At 75.6% G+C, this 6,140-nt stretch carries 5 protein-coding genes and 1 pseudogene; 1 reads left to right on the top strand and 5 read right to left on the bottom strand.

Annotated features, from left to right (window positions below; genetic code table 11):
* Positions 1-52: 52 nt before the first annotated feature.
* Positions 53-1,423, top strand: coding sequence for an RNA polymerase sigma factor (locus tag DZF91_RS29780; protein WP_328589234.1), 1,371 nt, complete (start codon positions 53-55; stop codon positions 1,421-1,423).
* 16 nt (positions 1,424-1,439) lie between these two features.
* On the opposite strand, the gene DZF91_RS29775 is transcribed toward DZF91_RS29780, so the two are convergent.
* The 5 genes and pseudogenes from DZF91_RS29775 to DZF91_RS40580 all read right to left on the bottom strand — a co-directional run.
* Positions 1,440-2,960, bottom strand: a complete 1,521-nt coding sequence (locus DZF91_RS29775; protein ID WP_117360424.1) for a CehA/McbA family metallohydrolase — start codon at positions 2,958-2,960, stop codon at positions 1,440-1,442.
* A gap of 257 nt (positions 2,961-3,217) precedes the next feature.
* Complete coding sequence (locus DZF91_RS29770; protein WP_147341446.1) at positions 3,218-3,757, bottom strand: hypothetical protein; 540 nt, start codon at positions 3,755-3,757, stop codon at positions 3,218-3,220.
* Between the two features lie 67 nt (positions 3,758-3,824).
* On the bottom strand, positions 3,825-4,730 hold the full coding sequence (locus DZF91_RS29765; RefSeq protein WP_117360422.1) for an NAD-dependent epimerase/dehydratase family protein: 906 nt from the start codon (positions 4,728-4,730) through the stop codon (positions 3,825-3,827).
* A gap of 120 nt (positions 4,731-4,850) precedes the next feature.
* Positions 4,851-5,600, bottom strand: a complete 750-nt coding sequence (locus DZF91_RS29760; protein ID WP_117360421.1) for a serine protease — start codon at positions 5,598-5,600, stop codon at positions 4,851-4,853.
* Positions 5,601-5,617: 17 nt separating this feature from the next.
* Positions 5,618-6,140, bottom strand: a pseudogene (locus tag DZF91_RS40580) (hypothetical protein); the annotation flags it as partial.

Below are 6,140 nucleotides of genomic sequence, written 5' to 3'. Positions count from 1 at the left end.
GGCGCGGGCGCGGTCGTGGTGCGTCCGGTCGCGGACTTCGGGGTCTGACCCCGTGACCGGCGAGCGGGCGCCCGACGGGCGCGCGGCCGACGACCGGACGACCGGCGTCCCGGCGTCCGGCGACCCGGCGAACGGCGTCCCGGTGAACGGCACCGGGACGTCCGGGACGGGGCCGCGCGTGGAGGACGTGTTCCGCGAGGAGCACGGGCGTCTGCTCGCCGCGCTCGCCCGCCGGTTCGGCGACCTGGACCTGGCCGAGGAGGCCGCCGCCGACGCCCTGGAGGCGGCGGTCGCCCGCTGGCCGGTGGACGGCGTCCCGCCCAACCCCGGCGGGTGGCTGATGACGACGGCGCGGCGGCGGGCGGTGGACCGGCTTCGGCGGGACCGGGCGCTCGCCGTCCGGCTGGCCGTCCTGCGGGTGGAGGCCGAACGCGCCGAGCCCGTGCCCGACCCGGCCGCCGGGGACGCCTCCGGCGGCGGGGCCGACTTCCCCGACGAGCGCCTGCGGCTGTTCTTCACCTGCGCCCATCCGGCGCTGTCCGCCGACGACCGCGTGGCCCTCACCCTGCGCTTCCTCGGCGGGCTCGGCACGGCCGAGGTGGCGCGCGCGTTCCTGGTGCCGCCCGAGACGATGACCAAACGGCTCACCCGCGCGAAGCGGAAGATCGCCGAGGCGCGGATCCCGTTCCGCGTCCCCGGCCCGGACGAGCTGCCGGACCGCCTCCCCGCCGTCCTGCAGGCCCTCTACTCGATCTTCACCGAGGGCTACGCGGCCAGCTCGGGACCGGGCCTGCAGCGCGTGGACCTGGCCGAGGAGGCGATCCGCCTCGCCCGGATCCTGCACCGCCTGCTCGCCGGCCGCAGGGAGACCGCCGGGCTGCTGGCGCTGATGCTGCTCGTCCACGCGCGCCGCGCGACCCGCGTCGGCCCGGACGGCACCCTCGCCCTGCTGGACGACCAGGACCGCACCGCCTGGGACCGCGGCATGATCGAGGAGGGCCGCGCCCTCACGGTCGCCGCGCTCACCGGCGGCCCGCCCGGCCCCTACGGCGTGCAGGCGGCCATCGCCGCGCTGCACGCCGAGGCGGACGGCGTCGCGTCCACCGACTGGCCGCAGATCGTCGCGCTGTACGACGTCCTGCTCGCCCTCGCGCCGTCCCCGGTCGTGGCGCTGAACCGGGCCGTCGCGGTCGCGATGCGGGACGGCCCGGAGGCCGGGCTCGCGCTGCTGGACGACCTGCGCGACGAGCCCCGGCTGCGCGGGCACCATCCGTACCAGGCCGTCCGCGCCGACCTCCTGGACCGCCTCGGCCGCCTGCCCGAGGCCGCGTCCGCCTACCGCGCCGCCCTGGAACTGGCCGGGACCGAACCCGAGCGCGCCCACCTGCGCCGCCGCCTGGCCGACCTGGAGAAAAGGCTCTGACCAGGGTGGACGCTCTCTAGCGCACGTCCAGCCAGATCGGGTTCGTCAGCGCCGCCATGGGACCGGGCGCGCCGTCCGCCCCCGCCGCGTGCCGGACCTCGGCCCGCACGTACGCCGCGTAGGACGGCGTGGTCTGCCACTCGAACGCGCCCGTCCCGGAGTCGGGCACCGCGGCCCAGAACAGCGGCCCCTGGTCGGTGACGAACCGCACCGCGCAGCCCTTCCCGACCCCCGACACCTCCAGCCGGACGGTCACCGGCCGGTCGGCGCGCGCCGTGAGCCGTTCCCCGATGCCCGCCCGCCGGCTCCCGGCCGAGACCGCGAAGTCCAGCTCGACCTGGGACGATTCGGCGATCCAGCTGCGTCCCGCGCGGAGCCCGGCCAGGATCGCGGGCCGGCTCAGCTCGTCCGCCAGGACCACCGTCTGCGGCAGCCCCACGACCTGCGGCTCGCGGTGCGCGTCGCTGTTGCCCATCGCGGGCAGCCACCGGCCGTGCCCGCGCGCCGCCGCCACCAGCCGGTTGTCCCAGTCGCCGACCGACATCTCGTCGTCGGGGGAGTAGGTGGAGTTCCACACCTCCATCGCGTCCGCCTGCTCGTAGCCGTACTTCCAGAACGACCCGATCGACGTCCCGTGCGGGTGCGCGGGCACGACGATCCCGCCCGCCTGCCTGATCCGCCGCGCGTACTTCTCCCACTCGCCGTCCCGCGCGCGGTAGCGCCAGTCCACGAACGTGCCCGGATCGACGCCGATCGCCAGGACGTGACCGTTGCGCGTCGTGACCTCCTCGCCCGGCAGGATCAGCAGGTCGTCGCCCCACAGCCCGCCCCACGCGCCGTGCGCCGACGTGGTGTTGTGGTCGGTCGTGGTGATGAAGTCGAGCCCGGCGGCCCGCGCGGCGGCGGCGACCTCGGCGGGCGTCCGCTTCCCGTCCGAGTGGACGGTGTGCAGGTGGCAGTCGCCCCGGTACCAGGCGCGGCCCCGCCCCTTCGCCCGCGCGGGCGGGTACACCGGACGCGGCGCCGTCCCCGGCGTCCCGTACCGCAGGGTGACCGTCACGCTGTAGTTCACTCCCTGCGGCGCGACCGTGTACGGCCCGAGGACGACGTGCCAGGTCCCCGCGTTGACGGGACCCGCGAGGTACCCCGGCGTCGCCTGCTCGGCGCTGATCGCGAACTCGGTGCGCGCCCCGCCCGACCAGCCGCGGAACCCGAGCCCGCCGAGTTCGGTCCCGCGCTCGTCGAAGATGCCGATGTCGCAGGCGTTCCCCTGCGTCCCAGCCGGCACGGACGGCCGGTCGTAGGAGTAGGAGACCGCGATCTCCCGGACGCCGTGCGGCACCTCCACCGGCAGGTACACGTAGTCGGCCGCGCCGGTCGGCAGGTGCCCGGTCACCGTCCGCGCCACCTCCCCGGACCCCGGCGCTCCGCCGGGCGCCGCGCCCCGCGCGTCCGCGCGCGTGAACGTGACCGGGTCGAGGGTGAGGACACCCGCGCCCGCGATCACCGAGAGCCTGAGAACGTCGCGCCGCCGCATGCGGGCCTCCAACCGGATCGGGAACCGCCGGACAGCGTCGTCCCCGCCGGTTACGCCCGCGCGAACCGTCCGCGATCACCCGATGGCCCCTGGAAGAACCCGCCCGCGACGAAAAGCCCGCCGGGCGACGCACCGGCGGGCATGTGAAGGAACTCCGCGCCCAGTCACAGGCGAACACTGAAGCCGCAGCCGGACACTGAAGCCGCAGCCGGACGCTGAAGCCGGGGGCGACGGTGAAGCGGAACCGGCCTCCGCGTTCAGTCGCGGGTGGCGGTGAAGTGGAGGGTGACGTCGGCGGGCGCGCTCGGGAACGCCGCGTCCCGGGCCACCGACGTGGAGATCTCGTAGACCACCTCGTGGTCGTCGCCGTCGCCGCGGCCGGTCCAGCGGCCGAACGCCCGGTCCCGGCGGGCGAGGTCGAGCAGGGTGCCGCTGAAGACCGGGAAGGGCATCAGCTCGCCCGCGTGCTCGAAGACCCCGACGCGCACGTCCCGGGACGCGGCGGCCGGGTCGGCGCACTCGACGCGCAGGGCGACGACGGCGTCCTCCTCGGCCCGGTACCGGACGACGAGGGTGTCGCGGTGGTGCTCGCCGGGAGCCAGCGCGTCCAGGTGCAGATCGGTGGTGATCTCCTCGCCCGGGCTCAGCGCCAGCACCGGCGCGGGGCCGTCCTGCCGGTCGGACGCCGCCGGAGTGAGCGGCGTCACAGGCGCCGGAGCGGAGGTGGCGGTGGGATCGGGGACCGGGGAGGAAGGGGTGGCGGGGACGATCGGGGCGGACATGGGCTGAACGGTCACGGGACGGCTCCTCCGACGCTCTCTCTTTAGTTGGTCTAACCAAAACGAGAGGCCGAATATTCCCAGGTCACCGCGCGTTCAGCGCCTCCCACGCACTCCCGATGACCTCCGCCAGACCGGACCGCTCCGGCGCCCAGCCGAGATCGCGGCGGATCGCCGTCGTGTCGCACAGCAGCACCGGCGGCTCCGGTGCCGGCGGCCGGTGGACCACCGGGACGTCCCGCCCGGTCACGGTCTCCACCGTCCCGACCACCTCGGCGACGGACGCGCCCACCCCGGAGCCGACGTTGTAGGTGCGGTGGGCGCCGGGCCTCCCGGCGGTCAGCGCGAGTTCGTACGCCCGCGCCAGGTCGTCCACGTGCAGGTACTCCCGGACGGCGGCGCCGTCGCCGTTCACCTCCAGGTGCGGGGCCGCCCCGGCGGCGACGGCGAGCGCGCGCGGGATCAGCCGCGTCGGGTCGGGGTCGCCGCGTCCGTCCACCGAACCGGCCACGTTGAACGTGCGAAGCACCACCGCGCCGATGCGCCCGGTGGCCGCGTGGTACCGGACGACGTCCTCGGCTGCCAGCTTGGACGCCCCGTACGGGTTCGACGGCAGGGTCGGCTCCGTCTCACCGATGGGCTGGTTCTCCGGAGCCCCGTACACCGCGCCGGTCGAGCCGTACACGACGGTGGGCTCGCCCCGGAGCGCGTCCAGAAGATGCACCGTGCCCTGGACGTTCGCCGTGTAGAACCGCAGCGGCTCGGTGAACGACTCGCGCACCCGCGTGAGCGCGGCCAGATGGCACACCGCGTCGTACGTCCCGTCCAGGGCGAACGGGCCGAGCAGATCCGCGACGACCGGACGCACCCCGTCCGGCAGCGTCCGGTCGGGCGCGCGCACGAGCCCGTCCACCTCATGCCCGGCCGCCACCAGCCGACGTCCGACCGCATACCCGACGTAACCCGCCGCGCCCGTCACCAACACCCGCATACGCCCAGCATGACCAGCGACACCGATGCGGGCAACGACCCGAGGCGTGTCCCGCCCCCACAAGCCAAGGACGGACGCACCCGGCACCGAGGCGGTCAACCAGGCAAGGCGGCGAACGCGTCAGACGCGCGCGTACACCCCGGGATACCCGCGCCGCGCACACCCGTACGCCCACGAGGTCAGCGCGACGATGCGGCCGTTCACCAGCAGCGGCCCACCGCTGTCGAACTGGCACGTGTCCCCGTCCGGCGACCCCGCGCACAGCATGTCGGACGCGTCGTAGGACGACCCGTAGGCCGCCACGCAGGCCGCGTCCCCGCGCAGCGGAACCGAAGCCGCACGCAAGCGCGTGTTGAACAGGTCCGACTCCGACGTCGTGCCCCAGCCGACGACCTCGCCCGTCGCCGCGTCACCCGGACGCCCCGTCGCGACGGTCGGCCGGTCCACCCGCCGCTTCAACGTCAGCACGGCGACGTCGTGGTGCTGCACGGCCTCGGTCCTGAACCTGCTCTCGTGGTAGCGCGGATCGACCCAGACGCTCTTCACGCCCACGGTCTCCCCGTCCTTGCCGCGCAGGTCGCTCCGCCCGAACGTGACCCGCAGGACGGCCGGCAGGCTCCGGACGGACGCGACGCAGTGCGCGGCGGTCAGCACCTTGTCGGGCGCGGTGAGCGCGCCACCGCAGAACTGCCCGGCGGGACGCACGAAGAAGAACGGCGAGCCGACGGACCCCAGCCACGGGTAGCGCGCGGCGGACACCTCCCGTCCGTGCACGACCGCCGAGGCGGACGCGGCGGGGAGCAGGGCGGCGGCGACGGACGCGGCGGCGGCGGTGAGGGCGGCACGGCGCAGGGGGGAGGGAAGTGCCATGCAGCGAATGTAGGTAATCACCGGACCGACCGCACGGCATTCCGCCCCTTCCGTCCGTTTCGCCGGTCCGCCGCGTCCCGCCGCTCGTACCGCGGGAAGGACACCAGCGCCGCCAGCGCGAGCGCGAACCCGCCCGTGCGCAGGGCGAACGGCACCGGATCGGTCGGCCAGCCCTCGTGGAACAGCACCGTGCCCGCGAGCACCAGGTAGCCGCGGCCGATGGCGGTCAGCACGGTCGCGATGATCACCAGGCGGCACCGCTGCAGCGCCACCTGCAACTGCCCGAGCGCCAGCGCCGCGAGCCCGAGCGTCAGGTACGGGTACGGCGTGTCCAGGACGGCCGGGAGATCGCGGCCCGAGTCCTCGAACGCCAGCGCCATACCCCGGACGCCCGCCTCCGCCAGCCCCGCGCACGCGCCCGCCCCGATCCCGTACGCGACCCCGGCGAGCCGCCGCGCGTGCCGTCCGCCCGCGCGCCGGTCCCCGACCAGCCACACGAGCCCGGCGACCAGCACCGCCGGGACGGTCACCGCGACCAGC

Source organism: Actinomadura logoneensis, assembly GCF_003428695.1.
GTDB classification, from domain to species: domain Bacteria; phylum Actinomycetota; class Actinomycetes; order Streptosporangiales; family Streptosporangiaceae; genus Spirillospora; species Spirillospora logoneensis.
Note: the sequence above shows the minus strand (reverse complement) of the source record. Positions and strands in the feature narration are given on the sequence as shown.

Coding starts and splice junctions, on each gene's coding strand:
- DZF91_RS29760 (WP_117360421.1), bottom strand. CDS start 5,600: ATGGCACTTCCCTCCCCCCTGCGCCGTGCCGCCCTCACCGCCGCCGCC.
- DZF91_RS29775 (WP_117360424.1), bottom strand. CDS start 2,960: ATGCGGCGGCGCGACGTTCTCAGGCTCTCGGTGATCGCGGGCGCGGGT.
- DZF91_RS29765 (WP_117360422.1), bottom strand. CDS start 4,730: ATGCGGGTGTTGGTGACGGGCGCGGCGGGTTACGTCGGGTATGCGGTC.